General features: G+C 71.3%; 16 protein-coding genes. 3 read left to right on the forward strand and 13 right to left on the reverse strand.

What is annotated here, in order from left to right; all coding sequences use genetic code 11:
- Positions 1–85 precede the first annotated feature (85 nt).
- Genes HW837_RS13505 through HW837_RS13520 form a run of 4 tightly spaced genes read right to left on the reverse strand, consistent with a single transcriptional unit; the run spans position 86 to position 5,669 of the window.
- Positions 86–1,063, reverse strand: coding sequence for an ABC transporter substrate-binding protein (locus HW837_RS13505; protein WP_045561282.1), 978 nt, complete (start codon positions 1,061–1,063; stop codon positions 86–88).
- A gap of 12 nt (positions 1,064–1,075) precedes the next feature.
- Positions 1,076–3,094: an ABC transporter permease gene (locus tag HW837_RS13510; protein ID WP_045561283.1), complete on the reverse strand. Its 2,019-nt coding sequence runs from the start codon at positions 3,092–3,094 to the stop codon at positions 1,076–1,078.
- Complete coding sequence (locus HW837_RS13515) at positions 3,091–4,179, reverse strand: quaternary amine ABC transporter ATP-binding protein (RefSeq protein WP_060882361.1); 1,089 nt, start codon at positions 4,177–4,179, stop codon at positions 3,091–3,093. Before HW837_RS13515 ends, HW837_RS13510 begins: the two co-directional genes overlap by 4 nt.
- Before the next feature lie 20 nt (positions 4,180–4,199).
- Complete coding sequence (locus HW837_RS13520; RefSeq protein ID WP_193379661.1) at positions 4,200–5,669, reverse strand: aldehyde dehydrogenase family protein; 1,470 nt, start codon at positions 5,667–5,669, stop codon at positions 4,200–4,202.
- 223 nt (positions 5,670–5,892) lie between these two features.
- Between HW837_RS13520 and purU the strand changes: the two genes are divergently transcribed.
- Positions 5,893–6,768 carry a formyltetrahydrofolate deformylase gene (purU, locus tag HW837_RS13525; protein WP_045561356.1) on the forward strand — a complete coding sequence of 292 codons (876 nt, stop codon included), beginning with the start codon at positions 5,893–5,895 and terminating at the stop codon, positions 6,766–6,768.
- 109 nt (positions 6,769–6,877) lie between these two features.
- On the opposite strand, the gene HW837_RS13530 is transcribed toward purU, so the two are convergent.
- Positions 6,878–7,714, reverse strand: a complete 837-nt coding sequence (locus HW837_RS13530) for a methylenetetrahydrofolate reductase (RefSeq protein WP_193379660.1) — start codon at positions 7,712–7,714, stop codon at positions 6,878–6,880.
- A gap of 3 nt (positions 7,715–7,717) precedes the next feature.
- The gene (gene betA / locus HW837_RS13535; protein ID WP_045561287.1) at positions 7,718–9,388 is read right to left on the reverse strand and encodes a choline dehydrogenase; all 1,671 of its coding nucleotides are present in this window, start codon (positions 9,386–9,388) and stop codon (positions 7,718–7,720) included.
- 206 nt (positions 9,389–9,594) lie between these two features.
- Between betA and HW837_RS13540 the strand changes: the two genes are divergently transcribed.
- Positions 9,595–10,341 (forward strand): IclR family transcriptional regulator, encoded by a 747-nt coding sequence (locus HW837_RS13540; protein ID WP_045561288.1) that lies wholly within the window; start codon positions 9,595–9,597, stop codon positions 10,339–10,341.
- A gap of 356 nt (positions 10,342–10,697) precedes the next feature.
- On the opposite strand, the gene HW837_RS13545 is transcribed toward HW837_RS13540, so the two are convergent.
- The 7 genes from HW837_RS13545 to HW837_RS13575 all read right to left on the reverse strand — a co-directional run bounded on the left by HW837_RS13545 (position 10,698) and on the right by HW837_RS13575 (position 21,914).
- Complete coding sequence (locus HW837_RS13545; RefSeq protein ID WP_193379659.1) at positions 10,698–11,867, reverse strand: aromatic ring-hydroxylating oxygenase subunit alpha; 1,170 nt, start codon at positions 11,865–11,867, stop codon at positions 10,698–10,700.
- A 130-nt stretch (positions 11,868–11,997) separates the two neighbouring features.
- The gene (locus tag HW837_RS13550) at positions 11,998–13,161 is read right to left on the reverse strand and encodes an NAD(P)/FAD-dependent oxidoreductase (RefSeq protein ID WP_193379658.1); all 1,164 of its coding nucleotides are present in this window, start codon (positions 13,159–13,161) and stop codon (positions 11,998–12,000) included.
- Positions 13,158–13,520: a bifunctional 3-phenylpropionate/cinnamic acid dioxygenase ferredoxin subunit gene (locus tag HW837_RS13555; RefSeq protein ID WP_045561291.1), complete on the reverse strand. Its 363-nt coding sequence runs from the start codon at positions 13,518–13,520 to the stop codon at positions 13,158–13,160. The genes HW837_RS13550 and HW837_RS13555 overlap by 4 nt, the downstream gene beginning before the upstream one ends.
- Positions 13,521–13,738: 218 nt before the next feature.
- On the reverse strand, positions 13,739–15,496 hold the full coding sequence (locus HW837_RS13560) for a BCCT family transporter (RefSeq protein WP_045561292.1): 1,758 nt from the start codon (positions 15,494–15,496) through the stop codon (positions 13,739–13,741).
- 172 nt (positions 15,497–15,668) lie between these two features.
- Positions 15,669–17,990 (reverse strand): FdhF/YdeP family oxidoreductase, encoded by a 2,322-nt coding sequence (locus tag HW837_RS13565; protein WP_045561293.1) that lies wholly within the window; start codon positions 17,988–17,990, stop codon positions 15,669–15,671.
- A gap of 298 nt (positions 17,991–18,288) precedes the next feature.
- Positions 18,289–19,374: an S-(hydroxymethyl)mycothiol dehydrogenase gene (locus HW837_RS13570; RefSeq protein ID WP_193382314.1), complete on the reverse strand. Its 1,086-nt coding sequence runs from the start codon at positions 19,372–19,374 to the stop codon at positions 18,289–18,291.
- Positions 19,375–19,523: 149 nt separating this feature from the next.
- A complete protein-coding gene (locus HW837_RS13575; RefSeq protein WP_193379657.1) occupies positions 19,524–21,914 on the reverse strand; it encodes a SpoIIE family protein phosphatase in 2,391 nt (796 codons plus the stop codon).
- A 465-nt stretch (positions 21,915–22,379) separates the two neighbouring features.
- Here HW837_RS13575 and HW837_RS13580 point away from each other — a divergent pair, with 465 nt between their 5' ends.
- The gene (locus tag HW837_RS13580) at positions 22,380–26,258 is read left to right on the forward strand and encodes an nSTAND1 domain-containing NTPase (protein WP_313895483.1); all 3,879 of its coding nucleotides are present in this window, start codon (positions 22,380–22,382) and stop codon (positions 26,256–26,258) included.
- The last annotated feature ends 17 nt before the right edge of the window (positions 26,259–26,275 follow it).

A 26,275-nucleotide genomic window follows, 5' to 3' on the forward strand; every position in this document is an offset into this window, starting at 1 on the left:
GGAGATGCCCGGTGGGCGGCGCGCAACCCTCGCGCACCGCCCACCGGGCATGTTCCGACCGGATTCCCGCGTCCGGTCGCCGGCCCTACTTCAGCCAGGCGTCCACCTTGAGACGGTTGGCCTCGACCCACTTCTTCGCCGCGGCCTCGGGGGTCATCTTGTCGACGGCGATGTACTTCGCCACGATGTTCTGGTCGTCGTTGGTCCAGCTGAAGTTCTTCACCAGGTCGTAGGCCGGGCTGCCCGAGTCGGCGAACTTCTTGCTGACGATCTTGTCCAGCGTGTAGACGGGGTAGTCGCAGGCGACCTTCTCGGCGTCGGCGTCACAACCCGCCTTGTAGTCGGGCAGCTTCACCTTGACCAGCGGCACCTCGGACATGAACCACTGGGGCTCGTAGAAGTAGCCGATCACCCATTCCTTGTTCTTCTCCGCCTTGCGGAAGGTCTGGATGAGCGCGGTCTCGCTGCCCGCGTACACGACCTTGTAGTCCAGGTCCAGGTTCTTGACGAGGGCCTCGTCGTTGGTGACGAACGACGGGTCGCCGTCGAGGAGCTGGCCCTTGCCGCCGGACTCGGAGGTCTTGAACTTCGCCGCGTACTTGTTCAGGTTCTTCCAGTCGGTGATGTCCGGGTGCGCCTTGGCGAGCCACGGCGGCACGTACCAGCCGATCAGGCCTTCGTTGCCGGTGGCGCCGGCGTCCACGGCGGTCTTCTGGTCGGTGATGTACTTCTTCTTCAGGTCGTCGTGGCCCCAGTTCTCGACGACCGCGTCCACCTCACCGGTCCCGAAGCCCTGCCAGGCGATCTCCTCCTTCAGGTCCTTCTTGGTGACCTTGCAACCGAGGTCGGTCTCCGCCACGTAGGCGATGACCGCCGCGTTGGCCTCGTAGCCGACCCACGGGTTGACCGCGAGGTTGAAGGTGCCGCACTTGGCGGAGCTGCCCGAGCCGCCCGCGTCCGAGGAGTCCTCACCGACCTTCGCACCGCCGCACGCGGTGAGGGTGAGACCGAGGACCGCGATACCGGCCGCGCCGGCTCTCCATCGTCTTGCTTGCCTTGCCATGGTCAGTGCTCCTTATGCGCTGGTTCGCCGCGCCGCGGCCTGAGTGATGCGGTCGAACATGACTCCGAGAAGGACGATGGCGAGCCCTGCGGCGAGCCCCTTCCCGAACAGTTGGCCCTGCGAGAAACCGGCCACGACGTCGTAGCCGAGGGCGCCGGCACCTACCAGGCCGCCCACCACAACCATCGACAGCACGTAGATCAGGCCCTGGTTCGTCGCGAGAGTCAGGGCGCCGCGTGCCATCGGCAGCTGGACCTTGGTGATGATCTGCCAGGTGTTGCACCCGGCGGAGGTGGCCGCCTCCACGGTCGCCGCCGGCACGTTCCGCACCCCGTCCGCGATGATCTTCATCGCGACGGGCGCCGCGTAGACGATCGCGGCGACGATCGCCGTGAAACGGGTCGCGCCGAAGAGCGCGAGGAACGGCACCAGATAGACGAACGGCGGCATGACCTGCGCCGCGTCCAGGCTCGGCCGCAGCATGCGGTCCACCAGCCGGCTGCGGCCCATCCACACGCCGAAGCCGATGCCGAGCAGCATCACCAGGACGGTGGCGACCACGGTCGACGCCAGCGTCGTCATGCTGTCGGACCACACGCCGGTGGCGACCAGCAGCCCCACGCACACCGCCGTGGTGAGACCGGCCCGCCGGCCGCCGAGGACGACACCGAGTGCGATCAGCACGCCGCCGACGAGCCACCACGGGGAGTCGGTGAGCAGCGACTGGAACGGGTTGAGCAGGCCGTTGGTGATGAGGTCGCGGACGGTGTTGGTGACGCCCGAGAGGTTGTCCTGCACCCAGGTCGTCACGGTGTCGGCCACACGCGCGATGGAGCTGCCGACACCACCCTCGCCGGGGAACTCCGCCGCCCACACGTAGGTGTGCGACATGAAGACCAGGACGGCCGTGACCACCGCGCCCGCGCCGAGCAGCGGCCGCCGCCAGGCGAGGAACCGGTTCTTCGAGCGCCGGGCCTCCTCCTCACGGGTGCTGGCCGCGGTCGTGACCCGGTCGAGGACGATCGCCAGGACGACGATGGACAGGCCCGCGTTGAAGGCCGTGCCCACGTCGAGCGACGTGAGCGCCTGGACGACGGTCTTGCCGAGGCCGGGAGCGTCGATCAGGGCCGCGATGGTCACCATGGCCAGGGCGGCCATGATGGTCTGGTTGACGCCCATCACCACCGTCCGCTTGGACATCGGCAGCAGGACCTTCAGCAGGGACTGCCGCCGCGTCGCCCCGAGCGAGTCGGCCGCCTCCACCGTCGTCTCCGGCACGGTCCGGATGGCGTGCGCGGTGATGCGGATCGCCGGGGGCGCCGCGTAGATCACGGTGGCGATGGTGGCGGAGGCTCCGCCGATGAGGAAGAACAGCGTCAGCGGGGCCAGGTAGACGAAGGTCGGCATCGTCTGCATGAAGTCCAGCAGGGGCGTGATGATCCGGTTGACCCGGTCGGAGAGCCCCGCCCACACGCCCAGCGGGATCGCGAACAGCAGCGCCACGAACACCGAGGAGAGGGTGAGCGCCAGGGTGTCCATGCTCTCCTGCCACAGGCCCTGGAGGCCGAGGAAGGTGAAGCCGGCCACCGCCAGCAGCGCGACCCGCCAGTTGCCGACGGCCCACGAGACATAGCCCGCGATGCCGACGACGCCGAGCCAGCCGATCTGCGGCAGGGGGCGGTCTGCGGAGGGCTGGGAGATCAGCTCCTGCACGAAGGTCACCAGGGTGTCGATGACCAGGCGGATCTCGTTGAAGAAGTACAGGAAGAGGGGGTTGGAGTTGCGGTTCGCGCCGATCGAGTCGTTGACGTCGTTGAACCACCGGTGCAGGTCGGTCAGGTCCGCCGCCCCGAGGGCGAGGGTCTGCCTGCCGCGCAGGACGGCGAAGAGCACCAGCCAGACGAGCAGGATCGCGCCGATCACCAGGGACCGGCTGACGCGGCGGGGCTCCGGGGCCGGGGCCGGCTCCTCGACGGGGCGGGTCTTCTCCGGTCTGCCGGGCGGTTCGGTCTTCTCCACGACGACGGTCATCGCGCGTCGCCTTCCTGTCCGGCGACCACGGCGAGGATCTCCTCGTCGCCGACGATGCCGAGCAGCTTGCCGTTCTCGACGACCTTGACGGGCTTGTCGGCGGCGAGGACGGCGCGGGTGGCCTCCTTGACCACGACGTCCGGGCCCAGTTCGGGGCCGTCCAGGGCGTCGCCGTCCTCCAGGGGGCGCATGATCCACCGCAGCGTGAGCACATCGCCGCGGGGGACGTCCTTGACGAACTCGCGCACGTAGTCGTCGGCCGGGGCGCCGACCAGTTCGTCGCCGGTGCCGCACTGGACCATCTTGCCGTCGCGCATGATCAGGATGCGGTCGCCGAGCTTGAGGGCCTCGGAGAGGTCGTGGGTGATGAAGACCATCGTCTTGCCGACCTCGTGGTGCAGCCGGATGACCTCGTTCTGCATGTCGCGGCGGATCAGCGGGTCGAGCGCGGAGAACGGCTCGTCGAAGAAGAGCACGTCCGGATCGCCGGCCAGCGCGCGGGCCAGCCCGACCCGCTGCTGCATACCGCCGGAGAGCTGGTCGGGGTAGGACTTCTCGTAGCCGGCGAGGCCGACCAGCTCGACGACCTCCTGGGCCCGCCTGACACGCTCGGCCCGGCCCATGCCGCGGATCTCCAGCCCGAAGGCCACGTTGTCGACGACCCGGCGGTGGGGCAGCAGCCCGAAGTGCTGGAAGACCATGGAGAACTTGCGGCGGCGCAGCTCGCGCAGGCGTCTGTCGTCGGCCTGGCGGATGTCCTCGCCCTCGAAGACGACCTCGCCCGCGGTGGGCTCGATCAGCCGGGTCAGACATCGCACCAGGGTGGACTTGCCGGAGCCCGACAGGCCCATGACGACGAAGACCTCACCGGGCGACACGTCGAAGTTCACGTCGCGCACGGCCGCGGTGCAGCCGGTGCGGTCCATCAGTTCACGACGGGTGAGCCCGCACAGCTCCTCGGACTCCGGCACCCGGTCGGCCTTCGGCCCGAACACCTTCCACAGCCTGCGCACGGAGATGACCGGGGTGGGGCCCGAGTCCTGGGGCGTGCCGCGCCGCTGCGGCACCTCGGTCTGGGTGGTCATGTTCGACCTTCTTTCGGCGTTCAGCCGCTGAACCAGCGCTGCGGCCGGGGTTGGATGTTCTGCCAGATGTGTTTGGGCTCTCGGTACTCGTTCAGGCCGGTCGGTCCCAGCTCCCGGCCCACACCCGAATGCCCGAAACCGCCCCATTCCGCTTGCGGCACATAGGGGTGGTAGTCGTTGATCCACACGGTGCCGTGGCGCAGTCGCCGGGCGACGCGCTGGGCCTTGCCCGCGTCCTCGGTCCACACGGCACCGGCCAACCCGTACTCGGTGTCGTTGGCGATACGTACGGCGTCGTCCTCGTCGGTGAAGCGCTCCACGGTGAGGACGGGCCCGAAGGACTCCTCGTGCACCACCCGCATGTCCTGCCGGCACTCGTCGAGGACGGTGGGCAGGTAGTAGTGGCCGTCGGCCAGCGCGGGGTCGTCGGGGCGGGCGCCGCCGCAGCGCAGGACGGCGCCCTCGGCGAGGCCCGAGGCGACGTACGCCTCGACCTTCTCGCGGTGCTGCGCGGAGATCAGCGCGCCGGTCTCGGCCTCGGCGTCGTAGGGGCCGCCGAGCCGGATGAGCCGGGCGCGGCGGACGACCTCGTCGACGAAGCGGTCGTGCAGGGAGTCCTCGACGATCAGCCGGGCGCCGGCCGAGCACACCTGCCCCGAGTGCAGGAAGACGGCCGTGAGAGCGAAGTCCACGGCCGTCTCGAAGTCGGCGTCGGCGAAGACGACGTTGGGGTTCTTGCCGCCCAGTTCCAGCGCGACCTTCTTCACGGTCGCGGCGGCGGTGGCCATGATCCGTCTGCCGGTGTCCAGGCCGCCGGTGAAGGAGACCAGGTCCACCCGGGGGTCCTCGGAGAGCGGGGCGCCCACCTCGGGTCCGGCGCCCAGCACGAGGTTGGCGGCGCCGGCCGGGAGCCCGGCCTCCTCCAGCGCCCTCATCAGCAGGACGGAGGTGGAGGGGGTCAGCTCGCTGGGCTTGAGGATGATCGTGTTGCCGGCCAGCAGCGCCGGGGCGACCTTCCAACTGGCCTGCAGGAGAGGGTAGTTCCAGGGGGTGATCAGTGCGCACACCCCGACCGGCTCGTAGACGACCCGGCTGACGGCGCCGTCGCGGCCGGTGTCGATCACCCGTCCGGCGTCGGTGCCCGCGAGACCGCCGTAGTAGCGGAAGCAGGAGACGACGTCGGCGATGTCGTACTCGCTCTCCACCACCCGCTTGCCGGTGTCGAGGGACTCGGCGCGGGCGAAGCTCTTGGTGTCGCGCTCGATGATGTCGGCGGCGCGCAGCAGCAGGGCGCCGCGCTCCCGCTCGGGGGTGTTCGGCCACGGGCCGGTGTCGAAGGCCTCCCGGGCCGCGGCGATCGCGGCCTCGGTGTCGGGGCGCGTTCCTTCCGAGACGGTCGCCGTGAGCGTGCCGTCAGCGGGACATCGGATCTCCCGGTGACCGCCGGCCACCGGGGTCCGCCATTCGCCATTCACATACAGGTCTGCCACGCGCCGAGCCTTCCGACTGTTTTTCGTTGCGCATCGTGCACCCGATTGCTTGTGATGGAACACCCTGTCGGCTGGTCAGACGGACGTCAAGATGTTGGCGGATGACGATTTGACCATGTGATCACTTACCCGCTCACCCTTGACCGCAGGCGACGCCGACCCGACCATGTTGCGTATCGCTCACCTTGTTGTGCAATACGCACCGACGGAGGCCGCCGTGTCCATGAGGTTCCCCCGACCGCAACCTGGCCGTGAGTTCGTTCTGACCCTTTCCTGCCCCGACAGCGCGGGGCTGGTCCACGCCGTGAGCGGCTATCTCGTCAGGAACTCCGGAAACATCCTGGAAAGCCAGCAGTTCGACGACCGACTTCAGGGCCGCTTCTTCATGCGGGTCCACTTCGACGTCTCCGACCCGAACGTCGACCTGGAGGGCCTGCGGTACCGCTTCGGCCCCGTCGCCCAGGCCTACGGCATCTCGTGGTCCCTCAGCGACGCCGCCACGCCGACCCGGACCCTGATCATGGTGTCCAAGTTCGGGCACTGCCTGAACGACCTGCTCTTCCGCCAGCGGGCGGGCGCGCTCAACATCGAGATCCCCGCGATCGTCTCCAACCACCGGGAGTTCGAGAAGCTCGCGGAGACGTACGACATCCCCTTCCACCACGTGCCGGTCACCCGGGACACCAAGCCCGAGGCCGAGGCACGGCTGCTCGAACTCGTCCGTGAGCTGGACGTCGACCTGGTCGTACTGGCCCGCTACATGCAGATCCTCTCCGACGACCTGTGCAAGCAGCTGGAGGGTCGCGCCATCAACATCCACCACTCCTTCCTCCCCAGCTTCAAGGGCGCGCGCCCCTACGACCAGGCCTACGACCGCGGGGTGAAGCTCGTCGGCGCGACGGCGCACTATGTGACGTCGGACCTGGACGAGGGCCAGATCATCGAGCAGGACGTGGTCCGGGTGGACCACTCGCTGGACCCCGGCGCGCTGGTCACGGTCGGCCGGGACGTGGAGGCCCAGGTGCTCGCGCACGCCGTGAAGTGGCACAGCGAGAGCCGGGTGATGGTCGAGGGCAACCGCACGGTCGTCTTCCGCTGAGCGGGACGGCCTCCGTATACGAACGCCGGGTACGACACGGCACGACACGAACGCCGGACGGGCTGGGAGCCCGTCCGGCGTTCGGCGTTCGGCGTGAGGGAGCGGGCGCTCAGCCCTCCAGCCGGTCGAGCAGGGCCCGCCGCCAGCTCTCCGTCTCGGCGATCTGGTTGAAGGTGAACAGGTGCAGGCCCGCCACCCCGGACGCGGGGTCGGTGAGGGCGTCCCCCGTGCGTGTGAGCAGCTTCTCGGGCGAGTAGCCGCCGGGCGCGGCGAAGCGCACGAACCACGAGGCGTGCTTGGTCAGGAAGCGGGTCGACTCCCCCACCCCGATCTTCGTCGCCATCGCCAGCAGCTTCGCCCGCTGCACGGGCCCCGCGACGCCCACATGGACCGGCAGGGTCACCTCCCGCCGCCGTACCCGGGCGAGCCAGTCCCCGAGCACCCGCGGGTCGAAGCAGAGGTTGCTCACGATGTACGTGGCGTGCTCGCGCTTGTCCCACATCGCCTGGACGGTGACGTCGTCGTGGATGAGCGGATGGCTCTCGGGATAGCCGGTGACGCCGACCCGGGCGAAGGGCCGGCCCAGCTCGCTCAGCCGCCGGAGCACGGGCAGCGCCCCGTCGTAGGACCCGGCCGGCGGGTCGGCGTCCCCCGCGGGTACGAACACGTCGTCCACGCCCGCCTCGCGCAGCCGGTCCACGACCTCCTTGAGGTGCAGGTCGTCCCGCAGGAGCCGGGCGGGGACGTGCGGGACGACACGGTAGCCGTGCGCGGAGAGCCGTCCGGCGAGGTCGAGGGTCGGTTCCAGGCCCTTGACCGGCGACGCCGTCACGGTGACGACGATGTCGCGCGGGACATGGGTGAGGACCTTCTCCTCGGTGGTCTTCGCCGGCAGCACCTCGTAGCGGACGGATCTCAGCAGTGTGTGCAGCCCCCCGGTGCCCATGGTCTAGTCCGCCTGCTTCTGGACGTCACGGTGGCGGTAGTACGCGGCCTTCGACGCCGCCAGCGGCTCCTTGCCGAGGATGAGGTCGGCGGCCTTCTCGGCGATCATCATCACCGGCGCATAGATGTTGCCGTTGGTCACGTAGGGCATGACGGAGGCGTCCACCACCCGCAGGCCGTCCACGCCGTGCACGCGCATGCTGGTGGGGTCGACGACGGACATCTCGTCGGTGCCCATCTTGCAGGTGCAGGACGGGTGCAGGGCGGTCTCGCCGTCCTTGGCGACCCAGGCGAGGATCTCCTCGTCCGACTCGACGGACGGGCCGGGCGAGACCTCCCCGTCGTTGTAGGGGGCGAGCGCCGGCTGGTTGAGGAGCTTGCGGGCGACCCGGATCGCCTCGACCCACTCGCGGCGGTCCTGCTCGGTGGAGAGGTAGTTGAAGCGCAGGGCGGGGTGCTGGCGCGGGTCCTTGCTCTTGATCTTCACCGAGCCGATGGCGTCGGAGTACATGGGCCCGACGTGCACCTGGTAGCCGTGGCCGCCGGCCGGCACGGAGCCGTCGTAACGGACCGCGATCGGCAGGAAGTGGAACATCAGGTTGGGGTAGTCGACGTCGTCGTTGCTGCGGGCGAACCCGCCGGCCTCGAAGTGGTTGGTGGCGGCCGGGCCCTTGCGGAAGAGCCACTGGAGCCCGATGAAGGGCGCACGCCACTTCGCCAGGTACGGCTGCATGGAGACGGGCTGCTTGCAGGCGTACTGGATGTAGACCTCCAGGTGGTCCTGCATGTTCTCGCCGACGCCCGGGAGATCGTGGACGACGTCGATGCCCAGGGCCCGGAGTTCGGCGGCGTTGCCCACGCCGGAGAGCTGGAGCAGCTGCGGGGAGTTGATCGCGCCGCCGCAGAGGATGACCTCCTTGGCGCGGACCTGCCGCGGGGCGCCCTTGCCGCGCTGGTACTCGACGCCGACGGCCTTCTTGCCCTCGAACAGGACACGGGTGACGAGGGCGCGGGTGGTGACGGTGAGGTTGGGGCGTCTGCGGACGGGCTTCAGATACGCCTTCGAGGCCGAGAGGCGACGACCGCGGTGGACATTCCGGTCGAACTTGGCGAAACCTTCCTGTCTGTAGCCGTTGACGTCGTCGGTGGGGGCGTAGCCCGCCTCCTCGGTGGCCTTGAGGAAGGCGCCGAAGAGCGGGTTCGACGCCGGGCCGCGCTCCAGGACGAGGGGGCCGTCGTGGCCACGGAACTCGTCGTCCGGGTCGGCCGCGAGACAGTTCTCCATCCGGCGGAAGTACGGCAGACAGTGCGCGTAGTCCCAGGTCTCCATGCCCGGGTCGGCCGCCCAGCGCTCGTAGTCCATGGGGTTGCCGCGCTGGAAGATCATGCCGTTGATGCTGCTGGAGCCGCCCAGCACCTTGCCGCGCGCGTGGTAGACGCGGCGGCCGCCCATGTGGGGCTCGGGCTCGGACTCGTACTTCCAGTCGTAGAAGCGGCTGCCGATCGGGTAGGTCAACGCCGCGGGCATGTGGATGAAGACGTCCCACGGGAAGTCCGTCCGGCCCGCTTCCAGGACCAGGACTCGGTTCGCCGGGTCGGCGGACAGCCTGTTTGCCAGTGCACTGCCCGCGGAACCACCACCGACGATGACGAAGTCGTACTGCACAGGAGCCATGGTGCCTCGTCTCGCTCGCGCCGTAGATATGCGAGGCATGCTAGACCGGTAGCGCTATACGCACCAGGTTGCGAACAACGCAACTTCGGGAACTTGGTTTCGGGGCGGTTACTTGCAGGTGTGTTGTTTACTGCGCGTATAGTTTCACTGTGAGCAACTTCAGCCTTGAGACAGAAACGTCGAATTCACACGCGGGCGCGGGCGGTGTGCAGTCGGTCGACCGCGCCATCAGCGTCCTGGAGATCCTCGCGCAGCGCGGCGAAGCCGGCGTCAGCGAGGTGGCGGCGGAGATCGAGGTGCACAAGTCCACGGCCTTCCGTCTCCTCGGCGCACTGGAGGCGCGCGGTCTGGTGGAGCAGGCCGGCGAGCGCGGCAAGTACCGGCTCGGCTTCGGCATCGTGCGCCTGGCCGGCGCGGTCACCGGGCGTATCGACATCACCCAGCAGGGCCGTCCCGTCTGCGAGCGGCTGGCCGAGGAGATCGGTGAGACCGTCAACATCGCCGTGATGCAGGAGCATTACGCGATCAACCTGTACCAGGTGCGCGGGCCCGGGGCCATCACCGCGCACAACTGGGTGGGCCAACTGACCCCCCTGCACGCCACGTCGAGCGGCAAGATCCTGCTGGCCCACCTGCCGGCGAAGGAGCGTGCCGCGCTGCTCGCCGACGCGGGTCTGAAGAAGGTCACCCCGCACACCATCACCGCGAAGACGAAGCTGGAGAAGAACCTCCTCGCCGCACAGGAGCGGGGCTACGCCTTCACGCTGGAGGAGTTGGAGATCGGCCTGCACGCCATGGCCGCGCCCGTTCGCAACCGGGACGGCGAGGTCATCGCCGCCCTCAGCGCATCCGGCCCCTCCTACCGCTTCACCGAGGAGCGCCTGCACGAACTGTCCCCGGTACTGGTCAAGGGCGCCGCCGAGATCAGCCACCGGATGGGCTACCTGGGCTGATTCACCGTTCCTGAGGACTGGGCAGGAGTGAGCCTGACTCAGTCGCACGCCCCGAACGGTCTTGAGCGCTCCCCCACTGCCTTAAGGGCGTGGGAGGTACCCCCAGATCCCCCGCGTACTCAACCCCGAGGCAGCGACACGCATCCTGTGCGTGGTCCGATCCCGGGAGGCCGGTTCCCTGTGCGACTTGGCCATATGGGTACGGCCAGAGGCGACGGAGAGGCCCCGAACCATCCTTCTGGTGGAGCGGGGGCCCCGCAGGCTGGCGCCATATCCGGCGTCCAGATCGCAAGCCCACCGTAGCCCGAACGGCCCAGGACGCCGCAAGCCAGGAAGCCGACCATCACACGATCGAGTTAAAGCGACCTTGTACGCCCTCCTAGGCGAGCAGTTGCCGACCCCTGCGCGATACCGAGGCGCTCGTTCACCCAGTCGTGGAACGCGCCGATGTGGTGCTCGCTGGGCACCAGCACACCGCCCTTGGCGTACAGCCGGGAGCTCATGCCGGGCTGGGTCCGCTCGCAGGCCTCGAAGTCCTGGAGGTTGACCCGGTCGAAGAGTTCCACGGACCGGCTGACGTCCTTGCCGCTCTCGACGACGTGCGGCAGATACAGCCAGTCGCACTCGACGATCGTGCGGTCCGCGGACACCGGGTACATGCGGTGGAAGATCACATGGTCGGGGACGAGGTTGATGAACACCTGCGGCTTGACGGTGATCGCGTAGTAGCGACGGTCCTGGTCCTCGGCGACGCCGGGGATACGGTCCAGCCCCTCGGAACCGTCGACGGTGAAGCCCTGCACCTCATCGCCGAACTCCGCGCCATGGCCCACGTAGTACTGGGCGGCGTACCCGTCCGCGAACTCCGGCAGCACCTCGGTCAGTTCGGGATGGATCGTGGCACAGTGGTAGCACTCCATGAAGTTCTCGATGATGAGCTTCCAGTTCGCCTTCACGTCGTACGTGATCCGGCGGCCCACGGAGAGGTTGTCGATGTCGTACCGCTCGATCGACTCGACGTCGCCGAGGCGGGCGACGACCTCACCGATGACGTCCTCCTCGAAGGAGGGCGGGTTCTCCGCGAGACAGACCCAGACATAACCGAGCCATTCCCGTACGGCGACGCTCACCAGGCCGTACTCGGTACGGCCGATGTCGGGCATCTTGGTGAGGTTGGGCGCCGCGACGAGCTTGCCGTCCAGGCCGTACGTCCAGGCGTGGTAGGGGCACTGGAAGGCCCGCTTGACCTCGCCGGTCTCCTCGGTGCAGAGCTTGGCCCCGCGGTGCCGGCAGACGTTGAAGTACGCGCGGATCGAGTTGTCCCGGGCGCGGGTGACGAGGATGCTCTCGCGGCCCACGTCGACGGTGCGGAAGGCACCGGGCTTGGCCAGCTCGGAGGCGCGGGCGACGCAGAACCACATGGTCTCGAATATGTGCTCCTGCTCCTGGGCGAAGACCGCCGGATCGGTGTAGGCGGAGCCGGGAAGAGTGGCGATCAGGCTGTCGGGCAGGCTGGTCGAGGTCACGGGGCACTCCTCGGGGAACGTCGCGGAGGGGTCTTGCGGACGCCGGGAGGAACGGCTCCGGTCGGCGTTGTGCATGGAGCAACGCTGCGCGCTGTGGGCAACCGCAGCATGAGGTGACGCCGGGGCGGTGTCAAGACGTGGCGGCGGCCAGTTCCTTGCGTACCCGCATGAACAGCCTCGGCTGGTTCATGCCGAGCACGGCGACGGGCCGGCCGGCGCGCCGGTAGACGGCGAGGACGTCGCGGTCGTCGGCCGCGCCCGCCTCGACGGTGACGCTGTCGGCCTCGGCCGCGTGGCCGGCGAACTGGATACGGACGCCGTACTGGTCGGACCAGAAGTACGGCGGCCTGGGCACGCCCGGCTCGACCGCGCCCCCCGCCAGCAGGGTGGCGACGGCGGCCTCCGGGCGCTCGCGCGCGCCGGTCCAGTGCTCCACGCGGCGATGGTGGCCCGCGCGGGGGTCGTACCAGTTGGCGCAGTCGCCGACGGCGACCACGGAGGCGAGGCTGGTACGCCCGTCGGCGCCGCACTTCACGCCGTTGTCCAGCGCGATGCCGGAATCCGCGAGCCACTCGACGCACGGGCGGGCCCCCACGCCGACGACGACGATGTCGGCGGGGACGCTGCGGCCGTCCTCCAGCAGGACGGCGTCGACGCGGTGCTCACCGCTCAGTCCCTTGACACCGACGCCGCACAACAGCCGTACGCCGTGGTCGGCGTGGAGGCCGGAGACGACGGCGCCCATGGTGTCGCCGAGCGGTCCGGCGAGCGGGGTCGGCGCCGCCTCCACGACGGTGACCTCGAGCCCGAGGGCGCGGGCGGTGGAGGCGACCTCGGCGCCGATGAAGCCGCCGCCGATCACCACCAGGCGTCCGCCGCGGGCCAGTTCGTCCCGCAGGGCGCGGGCGTCGTCCAGGGTGCGCAGGGTGTGCACTCCGGCGAGGCCCTCGGAGCCCGGCAGGGCGCGCGCCACGGCGCCGGTGGCGATGACGAAGCCGTCGGCCCGCACCTCGTGTCCGTCGGCGAGGCGGACGGTGCGCGCGGCGTGGTCGAGCGCGGTGGCGCGGGTGCCGAGCAGCCAGTCGGCCGCCAGGTCCTCGCCGTCGGCCTCCAGGGCGAGTTCGGCCTCGCCGAGGGTGCCGGCCAGGAACTCCTTGGAGAGCGGGGGCCGGTCGTAGGGGCGGTGCAGCTCGTCGCCGATGACGACCAGGCGCCCGTCGAAGCCCTGCTTGCGCAGGGAGCGGGCCGCCGAGAGGCCGGCGAGGGAGGCGCCGACCACGGCGACGGTCCTCACGCGGGACCTCCGGCGAGCCGGGCGGAGATGCAGGGCGGCAGGTTCGGGGCCTCCGTGGAGAGCCGGACGTGGATCATGCCGTCCTCGACGACGACCTCGTGCGTCCGGACCGGCAGCTTGGCCGGCGGCGAGTCGACCGCGCCGGTGCGCAGGTCGAACTTGGAGGCGTGCAGCGGGCATTCCACCTCACAGCCCTCCAGCCAGCCGTCGGCGAGCGAGGCGTCCTGGTGGGTGCAGGTGTCGTCGATGGCGAAGACCTCGCCGTCGTCGGTGTGGAACACCGACACCGGCGGGTCGATGTCGAGCCGGAGGGCCTCACCTCGCGGAAGATCCGCGAGACGGCACGCGGGAATCATCATGACACCTCGGGTGCGTATAACGAAACGGTTTGCGGTAAGCGCAACATCAGTCTGGAGTCGCCCAGAACCCTTGTCAAGGCATCCAGAAGCCCCTCTGGGTCACTTCACTGCGTTGCGGTATCCAAAACTCACCTCACATAGAACAACAGAAGCCCGGCGGGGGCATGGACCGCGCAGGGCGGTGCCACGACCCCGCCGGGCGGGCGGGTGCGCCGGTCTCAGACGGCGGAGGCGGTGGAGGGCGCGGACTCCTCGGTCCGCTCGGGCGGCGCGGTCTCCGTACCGTCCGTGGACGTGGCGGGGCCGATACGGAGTTCGAAGTCCCCGTCGTACTTCTCGTGGCCGGCGATGACGGCCGTCTCGATGGCCTCCTTGCCCATGCGGCCGCGGATGATGAGCGGATCGTGGCGCAGATCCCGGTTGAGCGCGACGCACAGCCCGATCATCACCAGGGTGAAGGGGGCCGCCGCGAGAATGGTCAGGTTCTGCAGCCCGGTGAGCGCGTCACCCTTGCCGCCGCCGATGAGCAGCATGACGGCGGCGACCGCTCCGGTCAGCACACCCCAGAACACCACGACGCCCCGGGAGGGTTCGAGGGAGCCCCGCTGCGAGAGCGTCCCCATCACGATGGAGGCGGCGTCGGCGCCGGAGACGAAGAAGATGCCGACGAGGATCATCACGACGATGCTCGTCACCGTGGCGATCGGGTACTGCTGGAGCACGTCGAAGAGTTGCCCCTGGGCGGTCGAGGCGTCGCTCAGCCGGCCGGCCTCCTGGAGGTGCATCGCCGAACCGCCGAAGACGGCGAACCAGAGCAGGCTGACACTGCTGGGGACCAGGATGACGCCGCCGACGAACTGACGGATGGTGCGGCCGCGGCTGATGCGGGCGATGAACATGCCGACGAAGGGCGTCCAGGAGATCCACCACGCCCAGTAGAAGACCGTCCAGCCGGCCAGCCAGTCGGCGACACCCTTGCCGCTGGACGCCTCGGTACGGCCCGCCATCTGGGCCAGGTCGCCGAAGAAGGCGCCGACGGAGGTGGGCAGCAGGTCGAGGATGAAGATGGTCGGGCCGACCAGGAAGACGAAGAGGGCGAGGCCCACCGCCAGCACCATGTTGGTGTTGGACAGCCACTGGATGCCCTTCTCGATCCCGGAGACCGCCGAGGCGACGAACGCCACGGTCAGCACCACGATCACGACGACCAGCAGTCCGGTGCCGACCGACCCCAGCCAGCCCAGCCCCGTGAAGCCGCTGCCGATCTGGAGGGCGCCGAGACCGAGGGAGGCCGCCGAGCCGAAGAGGGTGGCGAAGATGGCGAGGATGTCGATGGCCCGGCCGGGCCAGCCGTTCACCCTCTTCTCACCGAGCAACGGCGTGAACACCGCGCTGATCAGCTGACGGCGGCCGCGCCGGAAGGTGCTGTAAGCGATGGCGAGACCCACGACCGCGTACATCGCCCACGGGTGGAGCGTCCAGTGGAAGAGGGTGGTGGCCATGGCGGTCTCCATGGCCTGGTTGGCGTCGGCCGGGTCGGTGCCCGGCGGTGGCGTGACGAAGTGGGAGAGCGGCTCGCTCACTCCGTAGAACATCAGGCCGATGCCCATGCCCGCGCTGAACATCATGGCGATCCACGACACCGTGCGGAACTCGGGCTCCTCCCCCTCCTTTCCGAGGGTGATCCGCCCGTAGCGGCTCATCGCCAGCCAGAGGGCGAAGACCACGAAGCCCGAGGCGGCGAGGACGAAGGCCCAGCCGCCGTTGCGGATCGTCCCGTCCAGCAGCTTCCCGGACACGCTCTCCAGCGTGTCGGTCGCCGTGGCTCCCCACACGACGAAGGCCAGGGTGAGCGCGGCGGCGACACCGAAGACGACGAGGTCGGTCCGGGGCTGGGCGGTGGCCGCACCGCCTCCCGGCGGATCCTCCCCGACGGGGCGGCCCGGGCTCCCGTTCCGTTCGCGGGTTCTGCTCATCGGCTCGTCCTTTCCACAGACGGCAGGGGACGCGCCGTCGTGGACGACGGTGGCGCGACCAAGCAAGAAGGGAAATGTGGGGGCGAAGGGGGTGACCGCCACGCGCATGCCGTTGCGGATTATGCACCCGGATTCACTATGGGCAACACACTCGGCTGCCTCGGACGGACTGTCAAGAGTCGCGTCGAAGAACGCCCTGCACGGAGACCGGTTCCAGGCGGACCACGATCGACTTCGACGTGGGGGTGTTGCTGATCGCCGCCGTGGAATCCAGGGGGACCAGGACGTTGGTCTCGGGGAAGTAGGCGGCGCAGCAGTCGCGCGGGGTCGGGTAGGGCACCACGCGGAAGGCCGGTGCCCTGCGCTCCACGCCGTCCTCGTACTCGCTGACGATGTCGACGAGGTCCCCGTCGCCTAGGCCCCGGTCGGCGAGGTCGTCGGGGTTCACGAAGAGGACCCGGCGGCCCTGGTGGATGCCGCGGTAGCGGTCGTCCAGGCCGTAGACGGTGGTGTTGTACTGGTCGTGGGAGCGCAGTGTCTGGAGCAGCAGCCGGCCCGGTGGCACATGGGGCCGCTCCAGCGGGTTGGCGGTGAAGTTGGCCAGCCCCGTGGCGGTGGTGAACCGGCGTTCGTCACGCGGCGGGTGGGGCAGCGCGAAGCCGCCCGGCCGGCGCACCCGGTGGTTGAAGTCCTGGAAGCCGGGGATCACGCGGGCGATGCGGTCGCGAACGGTGTCGTAGTCCTTCTCGAACTCCTCCCAGGGCACATGGGAGCCCGCTTCCCCGAGCGCCGCCCGTGCCATCCGGCAGATGATCGCGACCTCGCTGAGCAGGTGCTCGGAGGCGGGGGCGAGGCGCCCCCGGGAGAGGTGCACCATGCCCATGGAGTCCTCGACCGTGACCTGCTGGGGCCCGCCGGGCCGCAGGTCGGCCTCGGTCCGGCCGAGGCACGGGAGAATGAGTGCCTGCTGCCCGGCGACGACGTGCGAGCGGTTGAGCTTGGTGGAGATCTGCACGGTGAGGCGGCAGGTGCGCAGGGCCCGCTCGGTCAGGTCGGTGTCGGGGGCGGCGGCGACGAAGTTGCCGCCGAGTGCGACGAAGACGCGTACGTCGCCGTCGCGCATGGCGCGGATGCTCTCGACGGCGTCGTGGCCGTGGTGCCTCGGGGGCGTGAACGCGAACTCGGCGCCGAGCGCGTCCAGGAACGCGTCGTCCGGTTTCTCGTAGATGCCCATGGTGCGGTCGCCCTGCACGTTGGAGTGGCCGCGCACGGGGCAGAGGCCGGCGCCCGGGCGGCCGATGTTGCCGCGCAGCAGGAGGAAGTTGACGACGTCCCGGATGGTGGGGACGGAGTGCTTGTGCTGGGTGAGGCCCATCGCCCAGCAGACGACGATCTTCTCGGCGGCCAGCACGTCGCCGAACGCGGCCCGGATCTCCTCCTCGGGCAGGCCGGTCGCCGTCAGGATCTCGTCCCAGGAGACCTTGCGGGCGTGCTCGGCGAACTCCTGGAAGCCATGGGTGTGCCGCTCGATGAAGGAGGTGTCCAGCGTGGTGCCGGGGGCCTCGTCCTCGGCCTCCAGCAGCATGCGGTTGAAGGCCTGGAACAGCGCCTGGTCCCCACCCAGTCTGATCTGGAGGAACCGGTCGGCCAGGCGGGTGCCGCCGCCGAGGACACCGGACGGCCGCTGGGGGTTCTTGAACCGCAGCAGCCCCGCCTCGGGGAGCGGGTTGACCGCGATGATCCGGGCGCCCCGGCGCTTGGCGGTCTCCAGCGAGGAGAGCATGCGGGGGTGGTTGGTGCCGGGGTTCTGGCCGACCACCAGGATGAGGTCGGCGTCGTGGAGGTCCTCCAGGGTGACGCTGCCCTTGCCGATGCCGATGGTCTCCGTGAGCGCCGAACCACTCGACTCGTGGCACATGTTGGAGCAGTCCGGCAGGTTGTTGGTGCCGAGCATCCGGACGAAGAGCTGGTAGAGGAACGCGGCCTCGTTGCTCGCCCGGCCGGAGGTGTAGAACGCGGCCTGGTCGGGCCGGTCGAGCGCGGCGAGTTCACGGGCGATCACGGCGAACGCGTCGTCCCAGGAGATCGGCCGGTAGCGGTCGTCGCCGGCCGCGCGGTACATGGGGTGGGTGAGGCGGCCCTGCTGGCCGAGCCAGTAGTCGCTGCCGGGGAGCAGGTCCTCCAGGGTGTGCTCGGCGAAGAAGTCCGGGGTGACCCGGCGGACGGTGGCCTCCTCGGCCACGGCCTTGGCCCCGTTCTCGCAGAACTCGGCCCGGTGGCGGTGCTCCGGCTCGGGCCAGGCGCAGCCGGGACAGTCGAAGCCCTCCTTCTGGTTGACCCGCAGCAGGGTGAGCAGGCCCCGGCGGGCGCCCATCTGCTCGCCGGCGTGGCGGAGGGAGGAGGTGACCGCGGGAAGGCCGGCGGCGTACTCCTTCGGGGGGCCGACCCGCAGGTGGGCGTCGCCGGGGTCCTCGACAGGTGCGTTGCGAGTCATCTGAGGCGCCACTCCGGGATGTAGGGGAATCAGAGCCGTTCCGTGTCGCCGGACCTCGCGGTCGGGCGGCGGACCGCCACCGGACGTCGGAGGTTGCGAACTGCACAACAGTGCCGCGATACGCAACGAGAACAAGAAAGCGTGACCTGTGATCCCCTGTCAAGACCGGCGCACCACCCGATCGGCCCGGGGCGCACGGTCCCGGGACACGACGACGAGCCGTGGCCGGGGATGCCCCGGCCACGGCTCGTCCGTGCCCACCGCGGCTACGCCGACACGGCCGCGGTCCGCCCGGTCGTCAGAGGACCACCACCGAGCGCAGGACGTCGCCGCCGTGCATCCGCTCGAAGGCCTTCTCGACCTCGTCGAGCGCGATGGTCTCCGTGACGAAGGTGTCCAGGTCCAGACGCTTCTGCAGATAGAGGTCGATGAGCAGGGGGAAGTCGCGGTCGGGCAGGCAGTCGCCGTACCAGGAGGACTTCAGGGCGCCGCCGCGGCCGAAGACGTCCAGGAGGGGCAGTTCGAGCTTCATCTCCGGGGTGGGGACGCCGACGAGGACGACCGTGCCGGCCAGGTCGCGGGCGTAGAAGGCCTGCTTGTACGTCTCGGGCCGGCCGACCGCCTCGATCACGACGTCCGCGCCGAAACCGCCGGTCAGCTCACGGATCGCCTCGATGGCGTCGGTCTCGCGGGAGTTCACGGTGTGGGTCGCGCCCAGCTTCCTGGCGGTCTCCAGCTTGTGGTCGTCGATGTCGACAGCGATGATCTTCGCGGCGCCCGCCAGCTCGGACCCGACGACCGCGGCCGCCCCGACGCCGCCGCAGCCGATGACGGCGACCGTGTCGCCCCGGCCGACGTTCCCGGTGTTGATCGCGGCGCCGATGCCCGCCATCACCCCGCAGCCCAGCAGTCCGGCCACGGCGGGCGACGCGGCCCGGTCGACCTTGGTGCACTGACCGGCGGCGACGAGGGTCTTCTCCGCGAAGGCGCCGATGCCCAGCGCCGGGGACAGCTCGGTGCCGTCGAGGAGCGTCATCTTCTGCGTGGCGTTGTGGGTGGCGAAGCAGTACCAGGGGCGGCCCCGCCGACAGGCCCGGCAACTGCCGCACACGGCACGCCAGTTGAGGATGACGAAGTCGCCGGGGGCGACATCCGTGACGCCCTCCCCCACCGCCTCGACCACGCCCGCCGCCTCATGGCCGAGCAGGAAGGGGAAGTCGTCGTTGATCCCGCCCTCCCGGTAGTGCAGATCGGTGTGGCAGACCCCGCAGGCCTCGACCTTCACCAGCGCCTCACCCGGTCCGGGGTCCGGCACGACGATCGTTTCCAGGCTGACGGGGGCACCCTTGCCCCGCGCGACGACGGCACGGACCTGGTGAGCCATGGCCACTCCTCGGCTGGTACGAGACCTGAGTCTGACGACCCGAGTCTGACGTTTCTCATCGCGGCACACATAGCGCGTACCGCAACACAGCATCGTGGAGTGCCGACCGGGGGTCAAGGAGTCCCACAGCCGCCGGCGCCGCGGCGGCGCTACGCCGGCCGGTCCTCGGCGGGCAGGGTCTGTTCGGCCCAGATCGTCTTGCCCGTACGGGTGTGCCGGCTGCCCCAGCGCTGGGTGAGCTGTGCGACGAGCAGGAGGCCCCGGCCGCCCTCGTCGAAGGCTCGGGCCCGGCGCATGTGCGGGGCGGTGGCGCTGGAGTCGGAGACCTCGCAGATGAGGGTGGCCTCACGGATCAGCCGCAGCTGGATCGGGGACCCGCCGTAACGGATGGCGTTGGTGACCAGCTCGCTGACGACGAGTTCGGTGACGAAGGTGAGCTCCTCCAGCTGCCAGGCGGCGAGCTGGTCGCAGGCCAGTTTGCGGGCCTGCCCCACGAACGCGGGGTCGGCGGGCACGTCCCAGACGGCGACCCGGTCGGTGTCCAGGGCCCGGGTCCGGGCCAGCAGCAGGGCCACGTCGTCGACGGGGCGGTCCGTCAGCAGGCTCCCCAGGACCCCGTCGCAGGTCTCCTCCAGCGCACGGTCCGTGCCGCACAGCGCCTGACGCAGCCGGTCCAGACCGTCGTCCAGGTCGCGTCCGGCCGCCTGCACGAGACCGTCGGTGTAGAGGGCGAACACGCTGCCCTCGGGGACGTCGAACTCCGCCGTCTCGAACGGCAGACCGCCCACGCCCAGCGGGGGCCCGATCGGCAGGTCGAGGAAGGCCGCCTCGCCGTCCGGGCCGACCAGGGCCGGTGGCGGATGGCCGGCCCGGGCCATGGAGCAGCGGCGCGCGACCGGGTCGTACACGGCGTACAGACAGGTGGCTCCGATCTCGCCCGGACTCTCCGCGTCCTCGGCCTCGTCCGCCGTCCGCTCGGAGTCCAGACGCAGCACGATGTCGTCGAGCTGGGTCAGCAGCTCGTCCGGGGCCAGGTCGACGTCGGCCAGGGTGCGTACGGCCGTCCGCAGCCGGCCCATGGTGGCGGACGCCTGGACGCCGTGGCCGACGACATCGCCCACGACCAGCCCCACCCGGGCTCCGGACAGCGGGATGACGTCGAACCAGTCGCCCCCGATGCCGGCGCGGGTGCTGGCCGGCTGGTAGCGGGAGGCGACCTCGACGGCGGCCTGCCGGGGTGCGCGGTGGGGCAGCAGGCTGCGTTGCAGTTCGAGGGCGATGGCGCGTTCGCGGGTGTAGCGGCGGGCGTTGTCGACGCAGACGGCGGCCCGGGCGGCGAGCTCCTCGGCCAGCAGCAGGTCGTCCTCGCCGAAGGGTTCGGCCGTGCGGTGGCGGGCGAGGACCGACAGCCCGAGGGTGAGGCCGCGGGCGCGCAGGGGCACCGCCATGATCGAGTGGATGCCGTGGACCTCGATGCTGCGGGCCCGCTCGGGTGAGCCCCCCGACCACCGCAGCCCGGTGACGTCGTCGACCTCGTACAGCAGGGCGCGGCCGGTGGCCAGCGCGCGGCCCGACGGCGACCCCTCGTCGTAGGTGTGTCTGGTGCCGACCGGGACGACGGCCTCGGGGCAGCCCTCCAGCACGGACCGGTGGGCGGCGCGGCGGAAGACCAGGGCGTCGGCGTCGGGCGAGGGGGCGGCCTCCTCGCCGGCGAGCACCGAGTCCAGCAGGTCCACGATGACGAAGTCGGCCAGATGGTCCGTGCACACCTCGGCGAGTTCCTCGGCGGTACGGGTCACGTCGAGGGTGGAGCCGATCCGGTTGCCGGACTCGTTGAGCATGCTCAGGCGGCGGCGGGCCAGGAACTGCTCCGTGCTGTCGATCGCCGCCAGGCACATGCCCCGTACGTCGCCGGAGGCGTCCTTCAGCGGGCTGAGGGAGACCAGCCACGCGTGTTCGTGCGCCTCGCCCGGCGCGCGCAGCCACGCCTCGAACGGCATCGGCTCACCCGTGCTCAGCACCCGCCGCACCGCGTCGTCGAGCCCCTCGAACCCCGGCAGCCTGCGCTGTCCGTCGACGGACACGCCCACCCGGCGGCCGAGGAGCTCCTGCTGCGAGCGGCCCATCACCGCCTCCATGGCGGAGTTCGCGGACACCGCGAGCCCGTCCTGGTCGAAGAGGGCGATCGGGACGGGGAGCTGGTCCAGGGCCCATCGGCGCAGCCGGGCGGCGGGCTCCGGCACGGTCGCCGTCAGGAACCACTGCGTCGAGCCCGTGGCGTCCAGCAGGGGGTGCGCCTGAAGCTCCAGCTCCACGTCGTGACCGTCCCGGTGCCGTGCGTGCACGGGGCCGCGCCAGTCGGCCGGCTCGGTGAGGCGGTCGCGCGCCGAGGCGGGCAGGGAGCGGGCCAGCAGGTCGGCCGCGCGGCGGCCGAGCACCTCGCCGTGCTCGTAGCCGAGCACCCGTCGCGCGTCGGCACTCCACGCGATCACCAGTCCCCTGGCGTCGACCGCGGCCGTGGCGACACCGTGCTCGCCCATCGTTCCTTCTCTCCGTACGATCGAAAGCCGTGGTCCATGGGCTCACAGATCGACTGCGGGGCACTGCTTCCAAGCTTCATTGTGCGCCGGGCACGCCAGGCACGGCGCGTGACCACCCGGAGCACCCGAGCCCCTACCCTGCCACGTCACAGGCCTCGCGGGCGCCCGCTTTCGCACGTCGTCCGAACACCGCGTCGGCCGTGCCCGCGCGCACACCCACCCCCGGCGGGCGGTCGAGCCGGGCGCTCCCGATGGAGCGGCTCCGCGCTTGTTCGTGTTCGGTCACTGGTGCGGAACGGGCGACTGCTGAAAAATGCGGAGCGGCAGTGCGACCTGGGCACGGGGGAACGGGGAGCCACGGGGAGCCGCCGGGACCATCGGGGAGGTGCGGCGATGCCGCGCAGGGAGCGACCGCTGGACGGCGGGGACGGTCCGTTAGTCGAATTCGCCGCAGGATTACGGCAGTTGAGACGCAAGGCGGGAAACCCGCCGTATCGGGAGCTGGCGGACCAGGCGCACTACTCGATCTCGACCCTCTCCTCCGCCGCGTCCGGACAGCGGCTGCCCACGCTGGCGGTGACCCTGGCCTATGTACGCGCCTGCGCCGGCGACACCGAGGAGTGGCGGGAGCGCTGGCGGGAGGCCGCCGAGCTGCTGGGCGAGGGGGAACCGGGACCCGGGGCCGAGGCCGGCCCGGCTCCCCCGTACGCGGGGCTGCGGTCGTTCCGGGAGCGGGACTCCGCGTGGTTCTTCGGGCGGGAGCGGCTGCTGGAGGAGCTGGCCGGACGGCTGGAGCGGCAGCGGTTCGTGGTGGTGATCGGGGCGTCGGGTTCGGGCAAGTCCTCGCTCCTGCGGGCCGGGCTGGTGCCACGGCTGCGGGAGACCGCGGGTACGACGGTGGTCGTACTGACGCCGGGGGCACGGCCGTTGGAGGAGTGCGCGATACGGCTGGGGGCGCTGGCGGGTCTGCCGCCCGGTGCCCTGTACGGGGAGCTGCGACAGGATCCGGCGAACCTGGGTCGCGTGGTACGGCAGATCACCAGCCGGCCCACCCCCGGCGGAGACGGCTGGGACGGCCGGGACGGCCAAGGCGGCAGGGCCTACGGCGACGGAGGCGACGGAGGTCGCCGCGAACTGGTGCTGGTCGTCGACCAGTTCGAGGAGTCGTTCACGCTCTGCCAGGACACCGCCGAGCGGAGCCGCTTCGTCGAGGCCCTGGTGTCCGCCGCCTCCGACAGCGGCGGCCGATGTCGTGTCGCCCTGGGCACCCGCGCCGACTTCTACGCGCACTGCACCCACCACGCGCCCCTGGTGGAGGCGATGCGCGACGCGCAGGTGCCGGTCGGGCCGATGAGTCTGGACGAGCTGCGCCGCGCGGTGCTGCGGCCCGCCCGGCGGGCCGGGCTGTCGGTCGAGGGCGCGCTGCTGGCGACACTCGTCGCCCAGGCGCACGGCCAGGCGGGTGTGCTGCCGCTGCTGTCGCACGCCCTGCTGCAGACCTGGCGACGCCGGCGGGGCAACGCCCTGACGCTGGAGGCGTTCGAGACGGCGGGCGGTCTGGAGGGGGCGCTCGCGCGCACGGCCGAGGAGTTCTACCAGGAGCTGGACCCCGGGCGGCGACGGCTGGCCCGGCAGGTGTTCGTCCGGCTGACCGCTCTCGGGGACGGCACGGAGGACACCCGACGCCCCGCCCGCCTCCAGGAGTTGCAGGGACTGGCCGCGCCGAGCGGGGAAGGGGGCGGGGAGGAGCCCGACGACAGCCCCGGCCCCGCTCCCGGCCATGACGAGATCCGTGCCGTGCTGGACCTCGCGGCGGGCGCGCGGCTGCTGACGCTGGACCGCGACCGGGTGGAGCTGGCCCATGAGGCGCTCATCCGCTGCTGGCCGAGGCTGCACGGCTGGCTCACCGAGGACCGTGAGGCCACCCGGGGCGCGCGCCGGCTCACGGAGGCGGCCCAGACCTGGGAGGCGCTCGGGCGGGAGCCGGGCGCGTTGTACCGCGGCACCCGTCTCGCCCTGGCCGCCGGGCTGGACCGTACGGCGATGTCCGCCTCGGAGCGGGCGTTCCTCGACGCCGGTCTGGCCGCACAGGCGGCGGAGCGGGCGGCCGAGCGGCGCAGGACCCGGTTGCGGCGCCTGGGCGTGGGGGTGCTCGGTGTGCTGCTCGTGCTGACCACCACGACCGCCGCCCTCGCCGTACGGGCGCAGCGGACGGCCGACGAGCAGCGCGACGTCGTCGGATCGCAACGGGCCGCCGACCGGGCCGCCGCGCTCCGTACGGTCGACCCCGCCCTGGCCGCCCAGCTCAGCCTGGCGGCGTACCGGCTGGCGCCCACCCCCGAGGCGCGCGGCGGCGTGCTCAGCACCTTCGCCACGCCGTACGCCACTCGGCTGACCGGCCCGCCGGGCGCGGTCACGGCGGTGGCGTTCAGCGCCGACGGGCGGGTCCTGGTCACCGGCGACAGCGAACGGACCGTGCGACTGCGCCGGGTGCCGGACGCCCACCACCCGGGCGCGCCGGTGACCCTGGGCCGGCTCGGCGGACCGGTGCGCACGCTCGCCGTGCGGTCCGACGGGCGGCTGCTGGCGGCCGGAGGCGAGGACGGGACGGTGGCGCTGTGGAACATCGGTGACCCGCGGCGGCCCCGGCTCACCGCACGGCTGCGGGCCGGTGCCGGGCCGGTGGTCGGGGTGGCCTTCGGCCCCGACGGACACACCCTCGTGACCGCCGCGCGTGACGGGATGCGGGTGTGGCGCCTGTCGGACGGCCGCCGGCCGCACGGGCTCGCCCCGCTGAAGACAGGCTCCGACGTCACGGCGGTGGCCTTCCACCGCGACGGACGGACGGTCGCCACGGGGCAGGGGGACGGGACGGTGCGGCTGTGGGAGCTGGCCGGGTCGGGCGAGCGGCTGCGGCGGCTGTCGGCGGCGACCGGCCGGGACGGACACAGCGGGCAGGTGAACACGGTGGCGTTCAGCCCCGACGGACGCCGACTGGCCACCGGCGGAGCCGACTTCACCGTACGGCTGTGGGACATGAGCCGGTCGCACCGGCTCGGCGGGCCCCGGCGGCTCACCGCGCACACCGACGCGGTCGACGTCGTCGCGTTCAGCCCCGACGGCCGCCGGCTGGTCAGCGGTGGGACCGACGGCACCGTACGCCGCTGGGAGCTGACGGGTTCCGGGGCGCCGAGCGAGGCGGAGGTGCTCACCGGGCACACCGGTGGCGTCCGGTCGCTGGCCTTCCGCCCCGACGGCCGCACCCTGGCCAGCGGCAGCGAGGACCAGAGCACCCGGCTCTGGGACCTGCCCGGACCCGCACTGACCGGCCACACCAGCTCGCTCTACTCCGTCGCATTCAGCCCCGACGGACGGCTGCTCGCCACCGGGAGCTACGACCGGACCGTGCGCCTGTGGAACCTCGCGGACCGGCGCCGCCCGCACGAGCTGCCCCCGCTCACCGGACACACCGGGCCCGTCAACACGGTCGCGTTCAGCCCCGACGGCAGCACCCTGGCCAGCGGCAGCGCCGACGGGACGCTGCGGCTGTGGGCCCTCGGCCCGGCACAGCGCCCCCGCGCGGCGCGCACGGTTCCCGGCCGGATCGGGCACGTCAACACGCTGGCGTTCAGCCCGGACGGCCGCACCCTGGCCACCGGCGGCGAGCAGGGCACCGTACGCCTGTGGAACACGGCGGACGTCAGCCGCCCCCGCCCGCTGGCCGCACTCCCCGCCGGTGGCGCCGTGGACTCGGTGGCCTTCGCCCCCGACGGCCGCACGCTCGCCGTGGCCGACCGGAACAGGGAGGCCGTCCTCTGGGACGTCACCCGTCCCCTCGGGCCGGCCCGGCTGTCGGCCCTCACCGGGCACACCGGCGCGGTGAAGTCGGTGGCCTTCGCCCCCGACGGCCGGACCCTGGCCACGGGCAGCGAGGACCGCACCGTGCGCCTCTGGGACCTGGCCGACCCGCGCTCCCCGGTCGCCCGTGACCGTCTCACCGGGTACACCGACGGCGTCATGTCGGTCGCGTTCGCGCCCGACGGGCGGACACTGGCCGCCGCGAGCGCCGACAAGAAGGTGCGGCTGTACGGTCTGTCGGCCGGCGGCGACGTCCGCGAACCGGTGCTGCTGAGCGCCCACGCCAAACCCGTCGACACCCTCGCGTTCAGCCCCGACGGCCGCACGCTGGCCACCGGCAGCGAGGACTGGACCGCCCTCCTGTGGGACCCCGACGTCGAACACGTCGCCGCCCGCATCTGCGACACGGCCTTCCCGGCCGTCACCCGGGCCGAATGGCGGCAGTACTTTCCCCATTGGGCGTACCGTCCGCCCTGCGGGGGGTGAGGCCGGGCCGGTTGCCT

Source organism: Streptomyces caniscabiei, from assembly GCF_014930365.1.
GTDB classification, from domain to species: Bacteria; Actinomycetota; Actinomycetes; order Streptomycetales; family Streptomycetaceae; genus Streptomyces; species Streptomyces caniscabiei.